Source organism: Streptomyces sp. NPDC054783 (genome assembly GCF_053611725.1).
Genome location: NZ_JBSHAY010000016.1, coordinates 111,773 through 135,992, shown reverse-complemented (window position 1 = coordinate 135,992; position 24,220 = coordinate 111,773). Strand labels below are relative to the sequence as shown.

22 protein-coding genes are annotated in these 24,220 nt (G+C 72.8%); 17 read left to right on the top strand and 5 right to left on the bottom strand.

The genetic code is table 11. From position 1 onward, the window contains the following. Window positions 1–17: 17 nt before the first annotated feature. From ACWGJ5_RS26555 to mug, 10 genes are all read left to right on the top strand, one after another. The gene (locus ACWGJ5_RS26555; protein WP_453312178.1) at window positions 18–824 is read left to right on the top strand and encodes an ABC transporter ATP-binding protein; all 807 of its coding nucleotides are present in this window, start codon (window positions 18–20) and stop codon (window positions 822–824) included. A 4-nt stretch (window positions 825–828) separates the two neighbouring features. Then, window positions 829–3,399 (top strand): ABC transporter permease, encoded by a 2,571-nt coding sequence (locus ACWGJ5_RS26550; protein ID WP_453312177.1) that lies wholly within the window; start codon window positions 829–831, stop codon window positions 3,397–3,399. A gap of 46 nt (window positions 3,400–3,445) precedes the next feature. Next, window positions 3,446–4,333: an LLM class F420-dependent oxidoreductase gene (locus ACWGJ5_RS26545; RefSeq protein ID WP_453312176.1), complete on the top strand. Its 888-nt coding sequence runs from the start codon at window positions 3,446–3,448 to the stop codon at window positions 4,331–4,333. A 45-nt stretch (window positions 4,334–4,378) separates the two neighbouring features. Further along, window positions 4,379–4,804, top strand: a complete 426-nt coding sequence (locus tag ACWGJ5_RS26540) for a GNAT family N-acetyltransferase (RefSeq protein WP_453312175.1) — start codon at window positions 4,379–4,381, stop codon at window positions 4,802–4,804. Window positions 4,805–4,954: 150 nt separating this feature from the next. Continuing rightward, the gene (locus tag ACWGJ5_RS26535; RefSeq protein ID WP_453312174.1) at window positions 4,955–6,298 is read left to right on the top strand and encodes a hemolysin family protein; all 1,344 of its coding nucleotides are present in this window, start codon (window positions 4,955–4,957) and stop codon (window positions 6,296–6,298) included. Next, the gene (locus ACWGJ5_RS26530; protein WP_453312173.1) at window positions 6,295–7,308 is read left to right on the top strand and encodes a hemolysin family protein; all 1,014 of its coding nucleotides are present in this window, start codon (window positions 6,295–6,297) and stop codon (window positions 7,306–7,308) included. The genes ACWGJ5_RS26535 and ACWGJ5_RS26530 overlap by 4 nt, the downstream gene beginning before the upstream one ends. 717 nt (window positions 7,309–8,025) lie before the next feature. Then, on the top strand, window positions 8,026–8,814 hold the full coding sequence (locus ACWGJ5_RS26525; protein ID WP_453312172.1) for an SGNH/GDSL hydrolase family protein: 789 nt from the start codon (window positions 8,026–8,028) through the stop codon (window positions 8,812–8,814). Window positions 8,815–8,824: 10 nt separating this feature from the next. Beyond that, complete coding sequence (locus ACWGJ5_RS26520) at window positions 8,825–9,202, top strand: DUF4326 domain-containing protein (protein ID WP_453312171.1); 378 nt, start codon at window positions 8,825–8,827, stop codon at window positions 9,200–9,202. 73 nt (window positions 9,203–9,275) lie between these two features. Beyond that, window positions 9,276–10,721, top strand: coding sequence for an adenylosuccinate lyase (gene purB, locus ACWGJ5_RS26515; protein WP_453312170.1), 1,446 nt, complete (start codon window positions 9,276–9,278; stop codon window positions 10,719–10,721). A gap of 113 nt (window positions 10,722–10,834) precedes the next feature. After that, window positions 10,835–11,272, top strand: a complete 438-nt coding sequence (gene mug, locus ACWGJ5_RS26510) for a G/U mismatch-specific DNA glycosylase (protein ID WP_453312169.1) — start codon at window positions 10,835–10,837, stop codon at window positions 11,270–11,272. Window positions 11,273–11,276: 4 nt separating this feature from the next. Here mug and ACWGJ5_RS26505 read toward each other — a convergent pair whose 3' ends face one another. The 3 genes from ACWGJ5_RS26505 to ACWGJ5_RS26495 are packed head-to-tail and all read right to left on the bottom strand — an operon-like array spanning window position 11,277 to window position 13,392. Beyond that, window positions 11,277–11,717, bottom strand: a complete 441-nt coding sequence (locus tag ACWGJ5_RS26505; protein ID WP_453312168.1) for a hypothetical protein — start codon at window positions 11,715–11,717, stop codon at window positions 11,277–11,279. Window positions 11,718–11,758: 41 nt separating this feature from the next. Then, window positions 11,759–12,469, bottom strand: a complete 711-nt coding sequence (locus tag ACWGJ5_RS26500; RefSeq protein WP_453312167.1) for an ABC transporter permease — start codon at window positions 12,467–12,469, stop codon at window positions 11,759–11,761. A gap of 2 nt (window positions 12,470–12,471) precedes the next feature. Further along, window positions 12,472–13,392, bottom strand: coding sequence for an ATP-binding cassette domain-containing protein (locus ACWGJ5_RS26495; RefSeq protein ID WP_453312166.1), 921 nt, complete (start codon window positions 13,390–13,392; stop codon window positions 12,472–12,474). Between the two features lie 117 nt (window positions 13,393–13,509). Here ACWGJ5_RS26495 and ACWGJ5_RS26490 point away from each other — a divergent pair, with 117 nt between their 5' ends. The 3 genes from ACWGJ5_RS26490 to ACWGJ5_RS26480 all read left to right on the top strand — a co-directional run bounded on the left by ACWGJ5_RS26490 (window position 13,510) and on the right by ACWGJ5_RS26480 (window position 16,585). Next, window positions 13,510–14,664, top strand: coding sequence for a sensor histidine kinase (locus ACWGJ5_RS26490; protein WP_453312244.1), 1,155 nt, complete (start codon window positions 13,510–13,512; stop codon window positions 14,662–14,664). A gap of 14 nt (window positions 14,665–14,678) precedes the next feature. After that, window positions 14,679–15,335, top strand: coding sequence for a response regulator (locus ACWGJ5_RS26485; protein ID WP_453312165.1), 657 nt, complete (start codon window positions 14,679–14,681; stop codon window positions 15,333–15,335). Between the two features lie 92 nt (window positions 15,336–15,427). Continuing rightward, the gene (locus ACWGJ5_RS26480; protein WP_453312164.1) at window positions 15,428–16,585 is read left to right on the top strand and encodes an ROK family transcriptional regulator; all 1,158 of its coding nucleotides are present in this window, start codon (window positions 15,428–15,430) and stop codon (window positions 16,583–16,585) included. Between the two features lie 133 nt (window positions 16,586–16,718). Here the strand turns inward: ACWGJ5_RS26480 and ACWGJ5_RS26475 are convergent, their stop codons facing one another. Both ACWGJ5_RS26475 and ACWGJ5_RS26470 read right to left on the bottom strand, forming a co-directional pair. Then, window positions 16,719–17,480, bottom strand: a complete 762-nt coding sequence (locus ACWGJ5_RS26475) for a GntR family transcriptional regulator (RefSeq protein WP_453312163.1) — start codon at window positions 17,478–17,480, stop codon at window positions 16,719–16,721. A 254-nt stretch (window positions 17,481–17,734) separates the two neighbouring features. Next, window positions 17,735–18,619 carry an RNA polymerase sigma-70 factor gene (locus ACWGJ5_RS26470; protein WP_453312162.1) on the bottom strand — a complete coding sequence of 295 codons (885 nt, stop codon included), beginning with the start codon at window positions 18,617–18,619 and terminating at the stop codon, window positions 17,735–17,737. Window positions 18,620–18,740: 121 nt separating this feature from the next. Here ACWGJ5_RS26470 and ACWGJ5_RS26465 point away from each other — a divergent pair, with 121 nt between their 5' ends. From ACWGJ5_RS26465 to ACWGJ5_RS26450, 4 genes are all read left to right on the top strand, one after another. Continuing rightward, entirely contained in the window at window positions 18,741–19,394 is a 654-nt protein-coding gene (locus tag ACWGJ5_RS26465; protein ID WP_453312161.1) for an NADPH-dependent F420 reductase, read from the top strand. 105 nt (window positions 19,395–19,499) lie between these two features. Continuing rightward, window positions 19,500–20,330: an alpha/beta fold hydrolase gene (locus ACWGJ5_RS26460; RefSeq protein ID WP_453312160.1), complete on the top strand. Its 831-nt coding sequence runs from the start codon at window positions 19,500–19,502 to the stop codon at window positions 20,328–20,330. Between the two features lie 323 nt (window positions 20,331–20,653). Then, window positions 20,654–22,237, top strand: a complete 1,584-nt coding sequence (locus ACWGJ5_RS26455; RefSeq protein ID WP_453312159.1) for an alkaline phosphatase D family protein — start codon at window positions 20,654–20,656, stop codon at window positions 22,235–22,237. A gap of 304 nt (window positions 22,238–22,541) precedes the next feature. Then, on the top strand, window positions 22,542–23,990 hold the full coding sequence (locus tag ACWGJ5_RS26450; RefSeq protein ID WP_453312158.1) for a GNAT family N-acetyltransferase: 1,449 nt from the start codon (window positions 22,542–22,544) through the stop codon (window positions 23,988–23,990). Window positions 23,991–24,220 lie beyond the last annotated feature (230 nt).

The following is a 24,220-nucleotide window of genomic DNA, read 5'->3' as shown; positions in this document are numbered from 1 at the left end:
GCGACCGGGAGGCGGTCTTGTCCACACCTGCAGCGCAGCATGCACCGGACGGCGCCGTCGCGGCCCGCGCCCGCGGGCTGACCAAGGCGTACGGCTCCGGCGAGACGGCCGTCATCGCCCTGGACTCGGTGGACGTGGACATAGCGCGCGGCCGTTTCACCGCCGTGATGGGGCCCTCGGGGTCCGGGAAGTCCACGCTGATGCACTGTCTGGCGGGGCTCGACACGGTGTCGGCGGGCCAGGTGTGGCTGGGCGGCACCGAGATCACCGGGCTGAGGGAACGGGAGCTGACCCGGCTCAGGCGGGACCGGATCGGGTTCATGTTCCAGTCGTTCAACCTCATTCCGACGCTGACGGCCGCCGAGAACATCACCCTGCCCATGGACATCGCGGGCCGGAAACCCGACCCGCTGTGGCTGGACCAGGTCATCGACACGCTCGGCCTGCGCGACCGGCTCACGCACCGGCCCGCCCAGCTCTCCGGCGGTCAGCAGCAGCGGGTGGCGTGCGCGCGGGCGCTGGCCTCCCGGCCGGAGCTGATCTTCGCCGACGAGCCGACCGGCAACCTCGACTCGCGAGCCGGACTCGAGGTGCTGGGCTTCCTGCGCGAGGCGGTGGACGATCTGGGGCAGACGGTGGTCATGGTCACCCATGACCCCGGCGCCGCCGCCCACTCCGATCTGGTGCTCTTCCTCGCCGACGGGCGCATCGTGGACGACATGGAACGGCCGACGGCGGAGGCCGTACTGGAACGCATGAAACGGTTCGACGTGGTCCGGGGCCGGCTCGGCGACGGCGACGACGGCACCGCCCGAGAGGACTGAGCGGGTGCTCAAGGCGACCCTGAGGAGCTTCCTCGCGCACAAGGGGCGGCTCGCGCTGTCCGCGCTGGCCGTGGTCCTGTCCGTGGCGTTCGTCGCGGGCAGTCTGATCTTCTCCGACACCGTCACGCGCACGTTCGACCGGCTGTTCGCCTCCACCGCCGCCGATGTGACGGTCCAGCCGAAACAGCTGGACCTGAGGTCGGCAAGGGTGAGCGGTTCGGTGCAGACGCTGCCGGCCGCGCTGCGGGACCGCGTGGCGAGGGTCGACGGGGTCGCGGCGGCCCGCGCCGAGGTGTCGGTGCAGAACGCCGTCGTGGTCGACGACCGCAACAGGTCCGTCGGCCCGACCACCGGCGCCCCGACCATCGCGCTGGCCTGGTACGTCACCCACCGCAGCCCGGTGAAGCTCACCTCCGGCCACGCACCGCACGGGGCGGGCGAGGCGCTGCTGGACGCCGACACCGCGGGCAAGAAGCACGTACGGGTCGGCGACACGCTGACCGTGGAGGCACAGCCCGGCACGTTCCGGGTGCGGGTCGTCGGCATCGCCACGTTCACCACCACCAACCCCGGCGCGGCCCTGGTGTTCCTGGACCCGGCGGTGGCGGGCCGCGAACTGCTCGGTTCCCCCGCGAAGGCCACCAGCATCGCGGTGGACGCGGCCAAGGGCGTGTCCGACACGGAACTCAAGCAGCGCGTCGGCCGGGCGATCGGCACCGGCACCTACGACCTGAAGACCGCGAACGAGCAGGCCAAGTCGGCGGCGGCCAGCCTCGGCACGTTCCTGGACGTGATCAAGTACGTGATGCTGGGCTTCGCCGGTGTCGCCCTCCTCGTCGGCGTGTTCCTCATCGTCAACACCTTCTCGATGCTGATCGCCCAGCGCACCCGTGAACTGGGCCTGTTGCGGGCGCTCGGCGCGGACCGGCGGCAGGTGCGGCGCTCGGTGCTCACGGAGGCGCTGCTGCTCGGGCTGGTCGGTTCCACGCTCGGCCTCGCGGCGGGGATCGGGCTGGCGCTGGGGCTGATCAAGCTGATGAGCGCCTTCGGGATGAACCTGAAGGCCACGGAGATGGTCATCGGCTGGGGTACGCCCTTCGCGGCGTACGTCGTCGGTGTCGGCGTCACCTTCGTGGCCGCCTATCTGCCCGCGCGGCGCGCGGCGGCCGTCTCGCCGATGGCGGCGCTCGCGGATGCCGAAGTCGCCGGTGTGGGCAAGCCGTTGCGGACGCGGGCGATCGTCGGCGCGGTGATCGGGGTGGTCGGCGCGGCCGCTCTGGCCGGGTGCGCGACGGCCACGAAGACCGCCCAGGCGGCCTCGCTGCTCGGGGTCGGCGTGGCCCTGACCCTGATCGCGACCGTGGTCGCCGGTCCGCTGCTGGTGCGGCCGGTGATCCGGGTGCTGGGCGCGGCCTTCCCCGCACTGTTCGGCCCGGTCGGCCTGATGAGCCAGCGCAACGCCCTGCGCAACCCGCGCCGTACGGGCGCCACCGCCGCCGCGCTCATGGTGGGCCTGGCCCTGGTCGGCGGGATGTCGGTGGCGAGCGCGTCGATGTCCGCGTCGTTCGACCGGCAGATCGACAAGACGCTCGGCGCCGACTTCATCGTCCAGAACACCAACTTCACTCCCTTCACCAGGCAGGTGCGGGACACCGTGGCCCGCACCCCCGGTGTCGGGCTCGTCGTGGAGCAGCGGCTCACCCAGGTCGCCGTAGGGCTGCCGAACGGCGGCCGGATCACGACGTCGGCCGCCGCGTACGGCCCCCGGCTCGACGACGTCGTGCACCTCACCTACGCGCGGGGCGGTTCGGCGGCGGCGCTGGCGGACGGTCACCTCGCCATGGACGCCGACTTCGCCAGGGACCACGGCGTGCGTGTCGGCAGCGTCCTCCCGGTCGAGTTCCCCGGCGGCCGGCACACCGAGCTGACCGTCGCCGCCCTCACCAAGCAGGAGACGGCCGAGGGCTTCGGCGCCCAGGGCGGCCTGTACTTCGGTCTCGCCACCCTGGAGAAGTACGGGCCCCGAGCCCAGGACGCCGCGCTCTACGTGAACGCGGCCCCCGGCACCGCACCGCAGGACCTGCGCCCCCGCCTGGAGCGGGCACTGGGGTCGTTCCCGCAGGTCCAGGTGCGCAACCAGAGCGACTACAAGAAGCTCGTCCACGACCAGATCGCCGTCCTGCTCTACCTGGTGTACGCGCTCCTCGGGCTGGCGATCGTCATCGCCGTGCTCGGTGTGGTCAACACCCTCGCCCTGTCGGTGGTGGAGCGCACCCGGGAGATCGGGCTGCTGCGCGCGATCGGGCTGGGACGACGGCAGTTGCGCCGGATGATCCGGCTGGAGTCGGTGGTGATCGCGGTGTTCGGCGCGGTCCTCGGGCTGGCGCTGGGACTCGTGTGGGGCGTGTGCATGCAGCAGGTGCTGGCCCTGCGCGGGCTGACGGCGCTGGCGTTCCCCTGGACCACGATCGTCGCCGTCGTCATCGGCTCGGCGGTGGTGGGAGTGGTGGCGGCCCTGCTGCCGGCGCTGCGCGCGTCGCGGTTGAACGTGCTGGCGGCGATCGCGCACGAGTGATGGAATCGCGACCGTAGCCCAAGGCACCTGCACACGGGGAGAGTTGATGTCGCGTCCGTTCCGCTTCGGAGTCAATCTGCTCACGCCGGCGCCCGCCGCCGAGTGGCGCGCGAAGTGCCGGCGCGCCGAGGAGCTGGGCTACGACGTGATCCTCGTCCCCGATCACCTCGGGATGCCCGCCCCGTTCCCGGCACTGGTCGCGGCGGCCGAGGCGACGCGGCGGCCCCGGCTCGGCACGTTCGTGCTCAACGCGGGGTTCTGCAACCCGGCCCTGCTGGCCCGCGAGGTGGCGACCACGGATGCGCTCACCGGCGGGCGCCTCGAACTCGGGCTGGGCACCGGGTATGTGCCGGCCGAGCACGAGACGGCGGGGCTGCCGTACGGCTCACCGCGCGAGCGGGTGGACCACCTGAGGCGCACGGTCGAGGAACTGGACCGGCTGCTGGGCTCCGACGAGTACCAGCCCCGTACCGCCCAGTCGCGGGTGCCGCTGCTGATCGGCGCCAACGGCGACCGGATGCTGCGGCTGACCGCCGAGCACGCGGACATCGCGGCCTTCACCGGAGCCCGGCCGGGATCCGCTGCCGGGACGCTGGAGCCGCTCACCGCCGAGGAGCTGGACGAGCGGGTGGCGCGTTACCGGGGCCTGGCGGCGGACCGGGCGGAACCGGCCGAGCTGAACCTGCTCATCCAGCTCGTGGCGGTCACCGACGACCCGGAACCCGTGCTGAAACCGCTGCTGGAACGGCAGTCGCAGCTGACCCTGGACTCGGCACTGGCCCTGCCCATCGTGCTGGCCGGTCCGCTGCAGGACGTCGTGGCGCGGGTGCGGGCGCAGCGTGAGCGGTTCGGATTCTCCTACCTGACCGTGCTGGAGCCGTACATGGAGGCGTTCGCGCCGGTGATGGAGCGGCTGCGGGAGGAATCCGCATGATGGAAATCCCCGTGCGCGACTCGCGCCGCATGCTCCGATGACCGCATGACCGATCTGCGCATGCGCCCGGCAGCCCGCGCCGACCTCGACGCGGTGCTCGCCTTCTGGAAGACGGCCGCCGAGGGCACCAGCATCAGCGACGACCGCAACGGGATGGAGCGGCTGGTGGCCCGCGACCCCGAGGCACTGATCCTCGCCGAGTCGGGCGGCGAGCTGGTGGGCACGGTGATCGCGGGCTTCGACGGCTGGCGCTGCCATCTGTACCGGCTCGCGGTGCACCCGGAGCGGCGCCGGCAGGGCATCGCCTCGGCGCTGCTGGCCGCCGCCGAGGAGCGGTTCGCACGGCTCGGCGGGCGGCGCGCGGACGCGATGGTGCTGGTCCGCAACGAGACGGCGCACCACGCCTGGGGCGCGGCCGGTTACGGCCCCGAGGAGCACTGGCGGCGCTGGGTGAAACCGCTCACCGAGTGAGCACCGAGCACCCTTTGCCCATCCTTTACCATGGAGGGAGTACTCGGCCCTCTGTGAAAGGTGTGAGCGTCCGCCCATGGGCGAGCCCCCCGGTCCGCGCCACCGCGCGCCCCGTCCTGCCCTGTCCGATCATGGGACAGGGGTGACCCGATGACCGAAGTGCTCCTCCTCCTGGTGGCCATCCTGCTGTCACTGGCCTGCGGCGCCTTCGTGGCGGCGGAGTTCTCGCTGACCACGGTGTCGCGCGGCGAGCTGGAACGGGCCGCCGAGCGCGGCGAGCGCGGCGCCGCCGGTGCCCTGAAGGCCGTACGGAACCTGACCTTCCAGCTCTCCGGCGCCCAGCTCGGCATCACGGTCACCAACCTGGTCGTCGGTATGCTCGCCGAGCCCTCCATCGCCAAGCTGCTCGCCGGCCCGTTCCGGGCGATGGGCCTCTCCGCCGGTACGGCGAGTTCGGTCGCCCTGGTGCTCGGCACGGCCCTGTCGACGGTGTTCCTGATGGTCGTCGGCGAGCTGGTGCCGAAGAACTGGGCGATCTCCTCGCCGCTGGCCATGGCCAAGCGGGTCGGCAACCCGCAGCGCTGGTTCAGCGCGACCTTCCGCCCCTTCATCACGCACCTGAACAACACCGCCAACCATGTCGTGCGCCGGTTCGGCATCGAACCCGCCGAGGAGCTGGCTTCGGCACGCGGTCCGCAGGAGCTGGCGGCACTCGCCCGGCACTCCGCCAAGGAGGGCGCACTGGAGCCGGACACCGCCGAGCTGTTCGTGCGGACGCTGAACCTGGCCGACCTGACGGCGGAGAACGTGATGACCCCGCGCGTCCAGGTCGTCGCCCTCGACGCGCAGGCGACCTGCGAGGACGTGGCGAACGCGACCCGGGCCACCGGTCTGTCCCGCTTCCCCGTCTACCAGGGCGGCCTGGACTCGGTCGTCGGCGTCGCCCACATCAAGGACGTCCTGGCCATGCCGGCCGAGCAGCGCCGCCACCGCCGCGTCTCCCAGGTGATGCGCGAGCCGCTGATGGTCCCCGAGTCCCTGACCGTCGACCGGCTGCTGGACCGGCTCGGCGGCAAGCGCACCATGGCCGTCGTCATCGACGAGTACGGCGGCACCGCAGGCGTGGCGACCCTGGAGGACATCGTCGAGGAGGTCGTCGGCGAGGTGCGGGACGAGCACGACCCGCACGAGACGCCCGACCTCGCCCCCGCCGGCGCGGACGAACAGGGCCGCGCCCTGTACTCGGCCGACGGCTACGCCCGCACCGACCAGCTCGCGCGCGTGGGGCTGCGGATGCCCGAAGGACCGTACGAGACGCTGGCCGGCCTGGTCGCGACCCTGCTGGGCCGGATACCGGTGACCGGTGACACGGTCGAGGTCGCGAGCTGGCGGCTGGACGTGGTGGACGCCACGGGCCGCCGCGCGGCGCGGGTGCTGCTGCACGCACCGCTGGACGACGAGCAGGCCCACGAGACCGCGGAGGGGGCGCGATGACCGCCGTACAGCTGCTGATCGGCCTGGCGACCCTCGTCGTCAACGCCTTCTTCGTCGGCGCCGAGTTCGCGCTGATCTCCGTGCGCCGCTCGCAGGTCGAACCGCTGGCCCAGGAGGGCGACCGGCGCGCGAAGAGCGTGCTGTGGGGTCTGGAGCACGTCTCCGCGCTGCTGGCCGCCGCCCAGCTCGGCATCACGCTGTGCACGCTGGTCCTGGGTGTCGTCGCCGAGCCGGCGATCGCGCATCTGCTGGAGCCGGTGTTCCACGCTGTCGGTGTGCCCGTGAGCGCGGGCCATGCCGTGTCCTTCGTGATCGCCCTGACCCTGGCGACCTATCTGCACATGCTGCTGGGCGAGATGGTCCCGAAGAACATCGCGCTCGCCGAACCGGTACGCAGCGCGCTGCTGCTCGGCCCGCCGCTCGTCACGCTGTCCCGGACGCTGCGTCCGGTGATCTTCACGGTCAACGCCTTCGCGAACGGACTGCTGAAGCTGCTCAGGGTCGAGGCGAAGGGCGAGGTCGCGGCCACCTTCACGGACACCGAACTCGCCGAGATCGTCAAGGACGCCAGCCAGGCGGGGCTCATCGACGACCGCGCGCAGGAGCGGCTGCACGACGCCCTGGAGCTGGGCAGCCGGCCCGTGCGCGATGTCGTGGTGCCGCTGAAGCGGGTGGTGTACGCGCACATGGGCGTCACCCCGGAGCAGCTGGAGCGGCTGTCGGCCGACTCGGGCTTCTCCCGGTTCCCCGTCGTCGACGTGGGCCGCCGGATCGTGGGCTATCTGCACGTCAAGGACGCGCTGGACGCCTCGCCACGGGACGTGCCGTTCCGGCTGCGGGACATGCGGCCCATCGCGCGCGTACGGGAGCGGACCCCGCTGGACGACGTCCTCACCGCGATGCGCGGCAGCCGCACGCACCTCGCGGCGGTACTCGGCGACGACGGCCGACTGGCCGGCCTGGTGACCATGGAGGACGTGCTGCGCGAGCTTTTCGGCCAGCCGGCGTGAGCCTCGGGCGGACCGGGCGCAGCTTGACCGGCCGGGGCCCGTCGGGTCCGGATACGGGGTGGGACCTGGACCCGACGCTCGGCGAGGCTGACCCGACCCGGGGGCGAGCTCTGATCCGACGACGGATCCAGTGGGGCTCACCGGCCGGGGTCCCCCGACGGGCACGGCCCGGGGTGGCACCTGCGTCCGACACCGGGTGAGGCTCGCCCGACCTGGAGTGGGGTCTGGTCCCACCCGGCGTATGGGCTGGTCCGGCCCCGGGAAGAGGTCTCGTCCGACCCGGCGTGAGGCCTGGCTCGGACCCGGGTGAGGCCCGGTCCGACGCGAGGTGGGCCAGGCCGACCCGAGGTGGGCCAGGCCGACCCGAGGTGGGCCAGGCCGACCCGAGGTGGGCCAGGCCGACCCGAGGTGGGCGAAGCCGACCCGAGGTGGGCCACGCCGACCCGAGGTGGGGCCAGGCCGACCCGAGGTGGGCCAGGCCGACCCGAGGTGGGCCAGGCCGACCCGAGGTGGGCCAGGCCGACCCGAGGTGGGTCTGGTCCACTCGAGATGAGGCCAGGCGTTTCTGAGGTGGGGCCGGCGTTTCCGGGTGAGGCCGGGTGTCTCCGGGGTGAGGCCGGGTGTCTCCGGGGTGAGGCCGGGTGTCTCCGGGGTGAGCCGGGCTTTCCCGGGGTGACCGACCGGCGGGTATGGAGCCGGGATAGCATCGCTCACGCCATGCACACGAATCCCGCATCTCCCCCGTACAGCAGCCTGGTCGCGGTCGGTGACTCCTTCACCGAGGGCATGTCGGACCTGCTGCCCGACGGCTCCTACCGGGGCTGGGCCGACCTGCTCGCCGCGCGGATGGCCGCCCGCACGCCTGGCTTCCGGTACGCCAACCTGGCCGTGCGCGGGAAGCTGATCAGGCAGATCGTCGACGAGCAGGTCGACGTGGCGGCGGCCATGAACGCCGATGTGATCACGCTGGTCGGCGGGCTCAACGACACCCTGCGGCCCAAGTGCGACATGGGCCGGGTGAAGGGCCTGCTGACCGAGGCCGTGGAGCGCCTCGCACCGTCCTGCAAGCAACTGGTGCTGATGCGCAGCCCCGGCCGCCAGGGCCCGGTGCTGGAGCGGTTCCGGCCGCGCATGGAGGAGCTGTTCACGTGCGTGGAGGACCTGGCCGCCAGGCACGGCGCGGTCGTGGTCGACCTGTACGGTGCGCCTTCGCTGGGCGACCCCCGGCTGTGGGACGTGGACCGGCTGCATCTGACGGCGGAGGGGCACCGTCGGGCCGCCGAAGCGGTCTGGCAGAGGCTCGGATACGAGCCGGAGGACACCGAGTGGCACGTGCCGATGCCGGCCACGGTGCCGCCGAACTGGGTGACGCGCCGGGTGGCGGACGCACGGTTCGCCCGTGAGCACCTCCTCCCCTGGATAGGCCGGCGCCTCACCGGCCGCTCCTCCGGGGACGGCCGCCCGCCGAAGCGCCCGGAACTGCTGCCGTACGAGGCTCAGGCGTAGCCTCGCGGTCATGACCACGCGGGTGATCAACGTCCGGGGCCGGATCCACGAACTCGGTCCCCGGCTCGAACAGGCGCCCGCGGATGTGGTCTACGTCGGCCGCCGCTGGACCATGGGCGGCTGGGATCTGCCCCGGCACCCGCTGTACAACCCTTTCGCGTACGACACCCCGACGAAGAAGCGGGACGGCACCCGAGCCGAGGTCATGGCGATGTACCGGGCCTATCTGCTGGAGCGGCCGGAGCTGCTGGAGCTGGTCGAAGAACTGCGGGGAAAGACGCTGGCGTGCTGGTGCGCGCCGGAGCTGTGCCACGCGAACGTGCTGGCCGAACTGGCCGACGCCGATGGGCCGCCGGAGCCGGCCGAGCCGACGGACGCCACCCAGTGACACGGCTCTCGTAGGTTCCGCCGAAGGGGGCAGTGGCGCTGGCCTGCACGAACCGCCAGTAGAATCTGGTCACGTGACTTCTGCCGCGCCCGCCAAGCCCCGCATCCCGAACGTCCTCGCCGGACGCTACGCCTCCGCCGAGCTCGCCACGCTCTGGTCCCCCGAGCAGAAGGTGAAGCTGGAGCGGCAGCTCTGGCTCGCCGTGCTGCGCGCCCAGAAGGACCTCGGCATCGAGGTGCCGGACGAGGCGATCGCCGACTACGAGCGTGTCCTCGACACCGTCGACCTGGCGTCGATCGCCGAGCGCGAAAAGGTCACCCGGCACGATGTGAAGGCGCGGATCGAGGAGTTCAACGACCTCGCCGGGCACGAGCACGTGCACAAGGGCATGACCTCCCGCGACCTCACCGAGAACGTCGAGCAGCTGCAGATCCGGCTCTCCCTGGAGCTGATGCGCGACCGTACGGTGGCCGTGCTGGCGCGCCTGGGCAAGCTGGCCGGCGAGTACGCCGAGCTGGTCATGGCCGGCCGCTCGCACAACGTGGCCGCGCAGGCCACGACGCTGGGCAAGCGTTTCGCAACGGCCGCCGACGAGCTGCTCGTGGCGTACGGCAGGGTCGAGGAGCTCCTCGCTCGCTACCCGCTGCGCGGCATCAAGGGACCGGTCGGCACCGCGCAGGACATGCTGGACCTGCTCGGCGGCGACGCGGCCAAGCTCACCGAGCTGGAGAACCGGATCGCGCAGCACCTGGGCTTCTCGCAGGCGTTCACCTCGGTCGGCCAGGTATACCCGCGCTCCCTGGACTACGAGGTCGTCACCGCGCTGGTGCAGCTGGCGGCGGCGCCGTCCTCGCTGGCCAAGACGATCCGGCTGATGGCCGGGCACGAGCTGGTCACCGAGGGTTTCAAGCCGGGCCAGGTCGGCTCCTCCGCCATGCCGCACAAGATGAACACCCGCTCCTGCGAGCGCGTCAACGGCCTCATGGTCATCCTGCGCGGTTACGCCTCGATGACCGGCGAGCTGGCGGGCGACCAGTGGAACGAGGGCGACGTCTCCTGCTCGGTGGTCCGCCGGGTGGCCCTGCCGGACGCGTTCTTCGCGCTGGACGGCCTGCTGGAGACCTTCCTGACCGTGCTGGACGAGTTCGGCGCCTTCCCGGCGGTCGTCGCCCGCGAGCTGGACCGCTATCTGCCGTTCCTGGCCACCACCAAGGTGCTGATGGGCGCGGTGCGCGCCGGGGTCGGCCGTGAGGTCGCGCACGAGGCGATCAAGGAGAACGCCGTCGCCACCGCGCTCGCGATGCGTGAGCAGGGCGCCGAGCGCAACGACCTGCTCGACAAGCTCGCCGCCGACGACCGCCTCCCCCTCGACCGCGATCAGCTCGCCGCCCTGATGGCCGACAAGCTGTCCTTCACCGGCGCCGCCGCCGACCAGGTCGGTGTCGTCGTCGGCCGGATCGAGGAGATCGTCAAGCAGCACCCGGAGGCGGCCGGATACACCCCCGGAGCGATCCTCTGACCCCCTCCTCCCGCCTCACCAAGGCGCAACTGGAGGCCGCCCGCGACCGTCTCGTACCGGACGTCGTCACGGACGGCCTCCGGGTGCTCTTCTGTGGCATCAACCCGGGGCTCATGACGGCGGCGACCGGTCACCACTTCGCCCGCCCCGGGAACCGCTTCTGGCCGGTCCTGCACCTGTCCGGCTTCACTCCGCGCCTGCTGGCACCGGCCGAACAGCAGGAGCTGCTGTCGCATGGGCTGGGCATCACGAACGTCGTGGCGCGGGCGACCGCGCGGGCCGACGAGCTGACCGCCGAGGAGTACGTCGAGGGCGGGCGGCTGCTGACCGAGAAGGTGACGCGGCTGAGGCCTCAGTGGCTCGCCGTGGTCGGGGTCACCGCGTACCGGGCCGCCTTCGGCGAGCGCACGGCGCAGGTGGGACCGCAGAAGCGGACCATCGGGGACAGCCGCGTGTGGGTGCTGCCCAATCCCAGCGGGCTGAACGCGCACTGGACGGCGGCGACCATGGCGGAGGAGTTCGCCCGGCTGCGGATGGCTGCGCCGGCCTAGGCCGTCAGGGCGGGTCCACGGACGTCACCACCGCCAGCAGCTGGAACGGGAGCTCGTCGTCCCACTGGGACACGCCCAGGGCGACCCAGCGGCCCGTCGATGCCTGCCACAGGTGCACATCGGGTACGTGCGAGGCGAGCGTGGCCCACGGCTCGGCGACGTCCTCCCCCTGTACGGCCCGCTCCAAGGCGCTGGACAGGCTGAACACGTCCGTCGGCCCCCAGCGCTCGGCGAGCCGCTCCCCGAGGGCGTCCCGGTCCGCCTCGTACTGCTCCTCCGTCATCTCCCGTTCTGCGCCGCCGTCCTCGTAGAAATCGCGGCTGGTCTGTAACTCGGCTATCAGATATCCGGGCCCGCCCGTGCCGACGTCCGTCCGGCCGTGCTCCGCCGGGAACTCCCGGGCGCACAGCCGGTCGATCACAGCGAGGTGGTTCGCGATGTCCATGTGATCCAGTAAAGCGGGCACCACTGACAATTGGCGGGCTGTCAGGCGTCCCTGCGTTCCAGCGTCCACGCGCCCGCGAGCAGGGCGGCCGCCGACCACAGCGCGGTCACCGCGAGCCCGCTCCATGGGCCGAGGGTGCCGTCCCAGGCGCTGTGCAGGGCGACTTGGCCGGCCCGGTCGGGCAGGAAGTCGGCGACGCCGGCGGACAGGTCGCCGACGACGAAGGACACGACCAGCAGGAACGGGATCAGCACGGACAGGGTCGCGACACCGCTGCGCAGTACGGCAGTCAGCCCGGCGGCGAACAGCGCCATCAGCGTCATGTGCAGTCCGCAGCCGACGGCGCCGCGCAAGCCCTCGCTCCAGGCCGGGCCGGAGGTGCCGAGGACCGACTTGCCGACGAGCAGGGTGACCAGCCCGGTGAGGAGGCCGACGGCCACCACGGGCAGGGCGATCGCGGTGGCCTTGGCGGCGAACCACCGCCGGCGGTCGGGCACCGCCGCCAGCGTCAGCCGCAGCGCGCCGCCCCGGAACTCGGCGGAGACGGCCGTCGTGCCGAAGGCGATCGCGGCGATCTGGCCGAGGCTCACGCCGAAGAACACCGAGTACAGCGAGTCCGAGCCGTCGGCGTCCGCGGCCGCGAGCGCCGAGAACGCGGTGGTGGCGAGGAGGATCGCGGCCAGGCCGCCGACGAGTGAGCGCAGCGTACGGATCTTGATCCACTCGGCGTGCAGGACGGATGCGAACGGCATGGTCAGGCCTCCTGGGGCAGTGCGGTGAACTCGGCTTCGGCCGCGGTCAGATCGAGGTAGGCCTCCTCCAGGGTGGCCTCGTGCGCGGCGAGTTCCAGGACGGGCAGGCCGGCCTCGGCCATGAGCCGCCCGATGTCGTCCACACGCGCGTGCCGCACGGTGCGGGCCCCGTCCGGAGCGGGTGAGGCGTCGAGGCCGTGGCGGGCGAGCAGGTCGTCCAGCGCCGCGGGCTCGGTGGTGCGGATCCGGACGTGCGGCCGCACGCGTGCGTGGATGAACTCCCGGACCGGAGTGTCGGCCAGCAGGCGCCCCCGGCCCAGGATCACGAGGTGGTCGGCGAAGGCGGCGGTCTCGCCCATCAGATGGCTGGAGACCAGCACCGTACGGCCCTCCGCGGCGAGTCGGCGCAGCAGCGCGCGGATCCACACGATGCCTTCGGGGTCGAGGCCGTTGGCGGGTTCGTCGAGCAGGATCACCTCGGGGTCCCCGAGGAGGGCGGCCGCGATGCCGAGCCGCTGGCGCATGCCTAGGGAGTACGTCCGTACCCGGCGCCGGGCGACCCGGGCGAGCCCGGATTCCTCCAGTACGGCGTCGACCCGGCGGTCCGGGATGCGGTTGCTCGCGGCGAGGGCGCGCAGATGGTCGCGGGCGGTGCGGGAGCCGTGCGCGGCCCGGGCGTCGAGCAACGCGCCCACCCGGCACAGGGGTTCGCGCAGATCGGCGTAGTCCTGGCCGCCGATCGTGGCCGTGCCGGAGGTGGGCCGGTCGAGACCGAGGACGAGGCGCATGGTGGTGGACTTGCCGGCGCCGTTGGGGCCGAGGAAGCCGGTGACGCGGCCGGGGCGCACGCTGAAGGTGAGCCGGTCCACGGCCCGCCGTCCGCCGTACTCCTTGCTGAGGTCGCGTATGTCGATGCTGGTCATGGCAACCAGCCTGGCGACGGCGGGACTCCGGGTCCTCCCCCGCCGGTGCGGAGCCTCTCCCCCGAGCGGGGGAGGTCCGTTGTCGGTGCCGCCTGCGACGATGACGTCATGGCCCGGATGCCCCGCTTCCTGCGCCCGCTGTCGCGCGGGACGACGTACACACGCCTGTTGCATCTGTGGGTGCCGATGCTGGTGGTCAGCGTCTGGCTCTTCATCGACATGTCGACTCCCTGGGTGCCCGCGCTGGTGCTCGTCCCGCTCGGTCTGGTGCCCGCGGTGCGCCGGGGCGAGGGCGTGCAGGCACGGCTGCTGCTCACGCCCAGCGAGGCGGAGCCGGGCATCTCCGAGGCGCCGTCGGCGACTTGGCGGGACCGGTGGCGCACGGTGCTGTGGCTTCAGCTGCGTATGGTCCTCGGCGTGGCGGCCATGTTCGCCACGGTGTGGCTGCTCGACACCGGTTTCGAACTGGCCCGCTGCGCCTGGGGGCGGGCGCCGGCCGGGGTGCCGCTGCTGGACCGGCTGCCGGCGCACCGCGGGTGGGCCCTGCTGACGCCGCTCCCGCTGCTCGCCCTGTACGGCGTGGTCGTCGGGCTGGGCGAGCTGGTCACGGTCTGCGCGCGCCGACTGCTCGGCCCGTCGGCCGCCGAGCGGCTGGCCGCGCTGGAGGAGCGCACCGAGCAGCTGCTGGAACGCACCCGTATCGCACGGGAGTTGCACGACTCGATCGGGCACGCACTGACAGTGGCCGTGGTGCAGGCCGGCGCGGCTCGGTCTGCGGGCGACCCGGAGTTCACCGACCGCGCCCTGGACGCCATCGAGGAGACCGGCCGGGCAGCCCTGGAGGACCTGGAGCGGGTGCTGGGCGTGCTGCGGGAGGGCGATCGTCCGGTGAGCGCCCGGCCCACCCTGGCCGACGCCGGCCGGCTCCTGGAGTCGGCGCGGGCCTCCGGCGCGAAGGTCGACGCCGAGGTGACGGGCCCGGTCGCGACCGTGCCCGGGCCGGTGTCCCGCGAGGGATACCGGATCCTGCAGGAGGCGCTGACCAACGTGCTGCGGCACACCGGAGCCGTGCCGGTGCGGGTCCGGGTCGCGGTCACCGGCGATCTGCTCGCCCTGGAGGTCCGCAATCCGCTGCCGGGGCCGCTATCAGGCGAGGGCCGCGGCAGCGGCCTGCGGGGCATACGGGAGCGCGCCGCACTGCTCGGGGGCAGCGCCCGCACCGGTCCGGACGAGGGCGAATGGCAGGTGCTCGCGGAGCTGCCGATCAGTTGATCTAGTCTGGACGGATGCCGGTCACCGTACTCCTCGTCGACGACGAACCCCTGGTCCGCGCCGGTCTGCGGGCCGTGCTGGAGGCGCAGCCCGGCATCGAGGTGGTGGGCGAGGCCGCCGACGGGGCCGCGGTCGTCCCGCTGGTGCGGCAACTGCGGCCGGACGTCGTCGCCATGGACGTCCGCATGCCGTTGCTGGACGGCATCGAGGCCACCCGCGTGGTGCTGCGCACGGTGGCCGAGCCGCCGAAGATCCTCGTCGTGACGACCTTCGAGGACGACGAGTACGTGTACGAGGCGCTGCGCGCGGGCGCCGACGGCTTCCTGCTGAAGCGGGCCCGTCCGGCCGAGATCGTGCACGCGGTACGGCTGGTCGCGGAGGGCGAGTCGCTGTTGTTCCCGGCTTCCGTACGACGCCTCGCCGCCCGGTACGGCGACGGCGACCGGCCGGCACGTGCCGCACTGGAACGGGCCCGGCTGACGGAGCGGGAGGGGGAGGTCCTGCGGCTCATGGCGCGCGGGCTGTCGAACGCGGAGATCGCCGCCCGGCTGGTCGTAGGCACGGAAACGGTCAAGTCGCATGTGAGCGCCGTGCTGGCCAAGCTCGGCGCGCGCGACCGCACCCAGGCGGTGATCGCGGCGTACGAGTCGGGGTTCGTCGAGCCGGAGTGAGCCGGGCCGGCCGTGCGGAAGCCGGCACTCGCCGGGGCGCGCCGGGCCGAGTACGATCCGCCCAACACGCCCGCGAGCTGGGAGGACGGACGGTGGGGCAGCTGACCGGCGGCGATCCCTCGCTGCTGCGAAGGATCAATTCCGCGGTGGTGCTGCACGCGCTGCGTGCCACGGACTGCGCGACGCTCACCGAGATCACCCGGGTCACCGGACTGTCCCGGCCGACCGTCGAGGGGGTCGTGGAAGGGCTCATCGAGGCGGGACTCGTCGTAGAGAAGGCGGCCGAGGTGGGCACCGCGCGCCGTCAGGGGCGACCAGCGCGCCGGTTCCGGTTCCGGGCCGAGGCCGGGCATCTGCTGGGCCTGGAGATCGGGCCGCACCGGGTCGCCGCACTGCTGTCCGACCTGGACGGACGCGTGCTGGGCGCGCAGGCCGAGGAGGTCGACGAGACGGCGCCGGCGGACGAGCGGCTGGAGAGGCTGCGCGGCGCGGTCGCCGAGCTGCTGGGCCGGGCCGGGGTGGCGCGCAGCTCGCTGCGGGCCGTGGGCGTGGGCACGCCGGGGATCGTGGAGGCCGACGGCACGGTCCGGCTGAGCACGGCCCTGCCGCAGTGGACGGGCCTGAACCTGGGTGAGCGGCTCAGCCGCTCCTTCGAGTGCCCGGTGCTGGTGGAGAACGACGCCAACGCGGCGGCTGTCGCCGAGCACTGGAAGGGCGCGGCCACCGACTCGGACGACGTGGTGTTCGTGCTGGCCGGGCTGAGCCCGGGCGCGGGTTCGCTGATCGGCGGGCGGCTGCACCGCGGCTACGGCGGGGCGGCCGGGGAGATCGGCGCACTCCATCTGCTGGGCCGCGAGGCGACTCCGGAGACACTGTTGTCCACCACCGACGAGCCGCTGCACCCGCTGGACGAACAGGCGGTCGCCGAGGTGTTCGCGCTGGCCCGCGAGGGCGACCAGCGCGCGCGGGCGGCCGTGGAACGGTTCATCCAGCGGCTGGTGCACGACGTGGCCGCGCTGGTGCTGGCGCTGGATCCCGAGCTGGTGGTGATCGGCGGGTGGGCGGCCGGTCTCGACGGCGTCCTGGAACCGCTGCGCCGCGAGCTGGCCCGCTACTGCCTGCGGCCGCCGCAGGTGGCGCTGTCCCTGCTGGGCGAGGCGGCCGTGGCCACGGGGGCGCTGCGCTTGGCTCTGGACCACGTCGAGGAGCAGTTGTTCGCGGTGGACGGATCGGCGACGGCGCGGCGCTGAGCGGTGCCCGTTGGTGAGCGGCGGGTACCGGGTGCGGCTGGTCTTGCTGCTGTGGCGCCCTTGTGGCTGGTCGCGCAGCTCCCCGCGCCCCCAGGGGGTTGGCCGCACCCGGCATGGTGGAGGGACCCGGAGGTCAGGAAGCCTGGCGCTCCGGGTCGTGGTGTATCTCCACCTCGGGTGAGTCGCCGAAGGTCAGCCGGCAGGTGTCGGCGCGGTAGGTGGCGATGGACAGGGCGGTGGTGCGGCCCGCGGCGACGAAGCGGGTGGTGACGACCAGGACCGGGGAGCCGGGGAGCCGGTCGAGGTCCTTGGCGTCGTCGGCGCGGGCGGAGCCCAGCTCCACAGCACGGTCCTGGCCCTCGAGCGTCAGGTGCTGGAGCTCACGCAGCACCGCACGCGCGCGTGCCGGACCGGACGGGGCGTCGATCGCGGTGAGGTCGGGGACGGAGGCCGTCGGGACGTAGAGGAGCTCGGTGGCGACCCGCTGGCCGTGGGACATCCGGGAGCGGCGCACGGTGTGCACGGGCTCGTCCGCACCCGTCTCCAGGGCCATGGCGACGGCGGCGGGCGGCACCGCCTGGTCACAGTCGACGGGCTGCCAGGCGTCCGAGGCGGCGCCCGGCCAGACGTGCTGCTCGGTGCCGACGGCCACGCCCACACGCGGAGGCGCGACGGTCGTACCGACACCGCGGCGGCGCTGCAGCCGGCCTTCCAGCTCGAGCTGTTCGAGGGCCTGGCGGAGCGTGGCGCGGGCCACGCCGAAGCGGGCGGCGAGGTCGCGCTCGTTGGGCAGGATCTCGCCGACCGAGAACTCCGAGTCCAGTGCCTCGCTCAGCACGGTCTTGAGATGCCAGTACTTCGGTTCCGGTACCGATTCCAGCTGCGTGGTCCCCACCCTGTCCTCCGCAAGAGCCGTGGTCCGGCGGTTTTGGCGCCCTTGTTTATTAAAGGTTGTTGCACTTCTCTGCGACCATAGGGCGGCCCTCACCCTTGGTCAAGACCAATCCTCGATCCCCTGCACAACGGACAGCCGACCTGCCGCGGAGCGTTCACAAGGCGTTCGTGCACGGCGGTGTGTGTGACATCGCGGCAAAGCCCCCGTCGCGGAACGGGGGCTCGCGGGCCGCGTGCGGTTCGGCGGTGGGTGGCTCAGCAGTCGGCGAGGTGCCGCAGCTTGTCGGGGTTGCGGACGATGTACACGGCCGCGACGCGACCCTCGGCGACGTCCACCTGGACCAGGCTCTCGGGCTTGCCGTCGGACAGGACCAGCAGCGCCGGGCCGCCGTTGGCCTCCAGGAAGCGGTAGGACAGGGCCGCCGCGGACTGCTGCGCGACGGCGACGAGGAAGCGGCCGACCTTGTCGGCGGTGTGCAGGACCCGCAGCGGCGCCTTGGCCTTGCCGCCGCTGTCGCCGACCAGGCGGACGTCCGGGGCGAGCAGGGACACGAGCCCGTCCAGGTCGCCGTCGGCCGCGGCGGCGAGGAAACGTTCGGTCAGCTCGCGTCGCCGGCCGGGGTCGACGTCGTAGCGCGGCCGGCGTTCGTCGACGTGCCGGCGCGCCCGCCCGGCGAGTTGCCGTACCGCTGCCTCGCTGCGGTCGAGCAGGGCGGCGATCTCGGCGTACGGGTAACCGAACGCCTCCCGGAGTACGAAGACGGCCCGCTCCAGCGGCGACAGCGACTCCAGGACGACCAGCAGGGCGAGCGAGACGCTGTCGGCGAGCACGGCGTGGTCCGCCGCGTCCGGGGCGGCGTCGCCGAACTCGGTGAGGTACGGCTCCGGCAGCCACGGACCGACGTACGCCTCACCGCGCGTCTGCGCCTGGCGCAGCCGGTCGATGGCCAGTCGGGTGGCGATGCGCACCAGGTAGGCGCGCGGTTCGCGGACCTCCGCACGGTCGGCGCGGGACCAGCGCAGCCAGGCGTCCTGGACCACGTCCTCGGCATCGGCCACGCGGCCGAGCATGCGATAGGCGACGCCCATGAGGAGGGGGCGGTGCTCTTCGAAGACATCGGTCGCGGTCTCGGTGGTCACCGCTCCATCCCATCCGACACGCGCCGGGGCTGTCCACCCGGAATCGGCCCGTCCGGCGCCGGTCCGGATCACAATGACCGCGGACCGCCGGAAGTCGGCGGCCGGCAACGGGAGGTGGCCGATGCGATACGCGGTGCTCGGCACGGGCGAGGTGGGCCGCACGCTGGGCGGCAGACTGGTGGAGCTGGGGCACGAGGTGACCCTGGGATCGCGCGTCAAGGACAACCCGGTGGCGCTGGAGTGGGCCACGGCCTCGGCGGAGCGCGCCCGCGCGGGCACCTTCGCGGAGGCGGCCGCCTCGGCCGAGGTGGTCATCAACGCGGTGGGCGGCCGGGTGGCGCTCGACGCCCTGCGGGCGGCCGGCGCCGAACACCTCGACGGCAAGGTCCTGGTGGACGTCTCCAATCCGCTGGCCTTCGAGGACGGCCAACCGCGGCTGGATCCGGTGGAGTCGGACAGCGTGGGCGAGCAGATCCAGCGGGCCTTTCCGCACGCGCGCGTGGTGAAGACGCTGAACACCGTCAACTGCCAGGTGATGGTGGATCCGGGCCGGGTGCCTGGTGCGCACCACCTGTTCGTGTGCGGTGAGGACGCCAGGGCCAAGGAGCAGGTGACGGCGTTGCTCGGGGAGTTCGGATGGCCGGCCGAGCGGGTGCTGGACCTGGGCGGGATCCGGGCCGCGCGGGCGACGGAGATGTATCTGACGCTGTGGCTCACCATGATGCGGCAGTTGGGGACGGCGGACTTCAACATCGAGGTGTGCCGGGCGGATTGACCACCGCCGCAGCGCAGGGCGTACTCCCACCAGGGGCTACCGGCCGGTAGTAATTGCTGACAAACTGTCTACGGCGTCCGTCAGCACCCAGCCGAGGAGCACCCCATGTCCGCCACCGTCGCCTTCAAGGTCCCCACTCCGCACGGCCAGAAGGACGTGACCGTGTCCTACGCGCGCGTAGGACACGGCGAGCCGCTGGTGCTGCTGCACGGGATCGGCCATCACCGGCAGGCCTGGGACCCGGTGGTGGACATCCTCGCCACCGAGCGCGACGTGATCGCCGTCGACCTGCCGGGCTTCGGCACGTCCCCGGCCCTGCCGGACGGCCTCGCCTACGACCTGCCCACCACCAACTCCGTGCTCGGCGCCCTGTTCGAGGCACTGGAGCTGGACCGGCCCCACATCGCGGGCAACTCGCTGGGCGGCCTGCTCGCCCTGGAACTCGGCCGGGAGAAGCGCGTACGGTCCGTCACGGCCCTCTCTCCGGCCGGGTTCTGGACGGAGGCCGAGCGCCGGTACGCCTTCGCGGTGCTGCTCGCCATGCGGGGCATCGCCCAGCGGCTCCCGCTGCCGCTGGTGGAGCGACTGTCGCGCACCGCGGCCGGCCGTACCGCGCTGACGAGCACCATCTACGCGCGACCCGCGCGCCGCGACCCGCAAGCCGTCGTCGCCGAGACGCTCGCACTGGTGGGCGCCACCGGGTTCGACGCGACGCTGCGGGCGGGCAGCACCGTCCGGTTCACCGACGACCTGCCGGGTCTGCCGGTCACGGTGGCCTGGGGCACCCAGGACCGGCTCCTCGTACGCCGTCAGGGCGTGCGTGCCAAGCAGCTGATCCCGCACGCCCGGCTGGTACGGCTGCCCGGCTGCGGCCACTGCCCGATGAACGACGACCCGGCCCTGGTCGCGCGGGTCATTCTGGACGGCAGCCGCTGAACGGGCGGCCGGCGGCGATGCCTGGCGGCAGGCGGAACCGGGCTCGCTGAAGGGGGCCGGTTCCGGCCGTCGGTGGGGGCACCCTCGGTGCGGGGCCGGCCATGGCCGCACGTGAGGCGCCCGCACTGTGGGACGGACCGTGGCCCGCCCGCGTCGATCCGTCCCGGAGCGCAGGTGCTTGCCGCGGACGGTCCGTTCGGTCGCCGCCGCATCGGCGACTGCACCCAGGGCTCGTTGTTCACTTCGGGTTTCCGCGCATGCCGCAGCGTCCCAGTAGGTGTGGCTCTGCACACTGGCCGGATCCCGCTCCTGGAGGCGCAGCCATGTCAGACCGTCCGCTCCCCGGCCGCCGCAGCGTTCTGCGCGGCTCCCTGGTCGCGTCGGCGGCCCTCACCCTGCCCGTCGGCCTCGGCGCAGCCCCGGCGTTCGCCCGCTCCGGGCGCCCCCAGGCGAGCTGGGGCGTGCAGGCGGGCGATGTCACCACCGACTCCGGTCTGGTGTGGGTGCGTTCGGACCTGGCGGCCCGGATGATCGTGGAGACCTCGGCCACCGAGTCGTTCCGCAACCCGCGCAGATGGCACGGTCCGCTGCTGGGCTCCGGCACGGACTTCACCGGCACCACCCGGCTGCACGGCCTGCCGCCCGGCGAGCAGATCCACTACCGGGTGCTGCTCGCCGACCCGGACGACCCGCGCCGCACGGGCGAGCCGGTCACCGGCACCTTCCGTACCGCGCCCGCCCGGCGCCGCCAGGGCGTGCGGTTCGTCTGGTCCGGCGACCTGGCCGGACAGGGCTGGGGCATCAACGAGTCCATCGGCGGTTACCGCATCTTCGACGCGATGGCGAAGGTCGACCCCGACTTCTTCCTGTGCAGCGGCGACAACATCTACGCCGACGGCCCCATCGCGGCGACCGCGACCCTGCCCGACGGCAGCGTCTACCGGAACGTCACCACCGAGGAGAAGTCGCACGTCGCGACCACCCTGGACGACTACCGGGGCAACTTCCGCTACAACCTGCTGGACTCGGCGCTGCGCCGGTTCAACGCCCAGGTGCCCAACATCATCCAGTGGGACGACCACGAGGTCCGCAACAACTGGTACCCGGGCGAGGTCATCGGCAGCGGCACCCCCTACCCGGCGGGCACGAAGCTCGACGACCTGGCGCTGCGGTCCCGGCAGGCGTTCTCCGAGTACTTCCCGATCTCGACCGTCAGCGAGCGCCCGGACGGCCGGATCTACCGAGTCGTCCACCACGGTCCGCTGCTCGACGTGTTCGTGCTCGACATGCGCACCTACCGCAGCGCGAACTCCCCGGACAACCAGACCACGGACCCGGTGGGCATCCTCGGCCGCGAGCAGCTGGAGTGGCTCAAGCGGGAGCTCGCCAAGTCCCGCGCGGTGTGGAAGGTGATCGCCAACGACATGCCACTGGGGCTGGTCGTGCCCGACCCGGTCGAGGGCAAGCCGAACTTCGAGGCCGTCGCACAGGGCGACCCCGGCGCTCCGCTCGGCCGCGAGCTTCAGTTCGCCGAGCTGCTGCGGTTCATCAAGCACCGGCGGATCACCGGCACGGTGTGGCTGACGGCCGACGTGCACCACACCTCGGCCCAGCACTACGACCCGTCCCGGGCCGCGTTCAAGGACTTCGAGCCTTTCTGGGAGTTCGTCTCCGGCCCGCTCAACGCCGGCGCCTTCCCGGCCAACGCGCTGGACGGCACGTTCGGCCCGGACCGGGTGTTCGTCAAGGCGCCCACCGCCTCCAACGTGTCGCCGGCCCAGGGCTACCAGTTCTTCGGCGAGGTCGACATCGACGGCGACAGCGGTGAGCTGACGGTCCGGCTGCGCGAGTACGACGGCACCGTGCTGTTCACGCAGACGCTCCAGCCGGGCCGGGTCGGCCAGTAGACACCGGCCGGCCCGCCGGTCCCGTACCCTTCATCCGTGCCGCGCGCCGGCGTCATCCCACGGAGCGCGGCACGGTCAACTCCGCTGCGGTACCGGCGTTTTCGCAGGTCGGACCGATTGTCAGTGGTCGCCTCTACGGTTTTCGTATGACGCGAGCACTGGACGACGACAACGCCACGATCTGGGGCCGAGAGGCACGGAGCCGACAGGCCGTAGAATATGCAACAAAACGGACGGAGCATGCTTTACCCATCGGTCACAATCAGTTCGTGATCACGCAACACCTTTCCTTCACAGTGGCTGCATGACTCCAGAGATGTCTGATGTGACCCGGACGAAGCACGGACGCCCCGTGCACCACTGGCGGCGGGACCTCGTCGAGCTCGCCGCGCTGTTCACGGCCGTGGCTGTGGCCGACGGGGTGGCTAACCTCGTCGGGCACGGCCCCGACGGCCCGGCCCTGCTGGTGATCTCGGCGCTCGTGCTGGCCGCCACGGCAGGTTTCCACACCTGGTGGGCACGGCGCCACGGACACGCACCGCCGGCCGGCGATACCGGCGCCCGGCCGACCGCCGAGACGCGGTCGGCCGGGCCGTCCAGGCAGCCGGGCGACGACACGGACGCCGTGGCCGACACCGGTGCGCTGTGGCGGATGCGGACCACGGTGAAGGACGAGCCGGGCTCGCTGGCGTCGCTGTGCACGGCACTGGCCGAGCGGCGCATCGACATCCTGAGCCTCCAGACACACCCGCTCGCCGACGGCACGGTGGACGAGTTCCTGCTGCGGGCACCGGGCACGCTGGAGGCGGCCGGGATCACCCGGGCGGTCTCGCAGGCCGGCGGAGAGTCCACCTGGATCGAGCGGGCCGATGCCCACGACCTGGTCGACGCCCCCACCCGAGTGCTCGGGCTGGCCGCGCGCACCGCGCTGGACGCCGCCGAACTGCCACTGGCGCTGCGCCAGTTGCTGGGCCGGTGCACGATCCGCTCGCTGCCCGGGACACCGGTCGGCGGGGGTCGCGGCCCCGAGCCGGTGCCGGTGGAGGGCGTGCTGGAGGACACCGTGATGCGACTGCCGGCGCCGGAGGGCGGGGTGCTCACCGTGGAGCGGCCGTATCTGCCGTTCACACCCACCGAGTTCGCCCGTGCCCGGGCGCTGGTGGACCTCGACAACCGGCTCGGTCCACGGATCCCGCGCGGCAAGGACGTGCTGACGCTGCCCGAGGGCAGCGACATCACCGTCCGCCGGGCGGACACCGGAGACCTGGCCGCGGCGAAGGCGATGCACGAGCGGTGCTCGCCACGTACCCTCGGCATGCGCTACCACGGCCCGGTCGGCGACGCGGACCGCTATCTGAACCACCTGCTCAGCCCCCGTTTCGGCCGGACGCTGGCCGCGCAGACCACCTCCGGTCGCATCGTCGGCCTCGGGCATCTGCTGTGGGACGGCGACGAGACCGAGGTCGCGCTGCTGATCGAGGACGACTGGCAGCAGCGCGGCATCGGCGCCGAACTGCTCGGCCGGCTGGTGGCGATGGCCGTGGAGGCCGGCTGCGAGAGCGTGTACGCAGTGACACAGGCGTCCAACACCGGCATGGTCGCCGCGATGCGCGGCCTCGAGCTGCCCCTGGACTACCAGATCGAGGAGGGCACGCTCGTCATCACCGCCCGCCTGGCCACCACACCGGCCGCCGCCCGGCCGCCGTACGACGCCGGCCTCCACCACCTCGGCAACCCGGCCCGGCGCGACTGAGACGCCACCCGGCCCCGACCCGGCCGTCATCTGCACCCCCGCCCCGGCGTGGGAAGGCGGGCCGGCACGCGAAGCCGAGCCGGGACCGGCAGCCCGGGCTGCGGCCGGCGGCCCGGCTGGGATCAGCAGCCCGCGCCGAGGACAGGCACGCCGGGGCGAGGCCGGCAGCCCCGGGCGAAGCCGAAGGCCCCGGGCGGGAACCGGCAGCCTGAGCCGATGCGAAAGCCGGG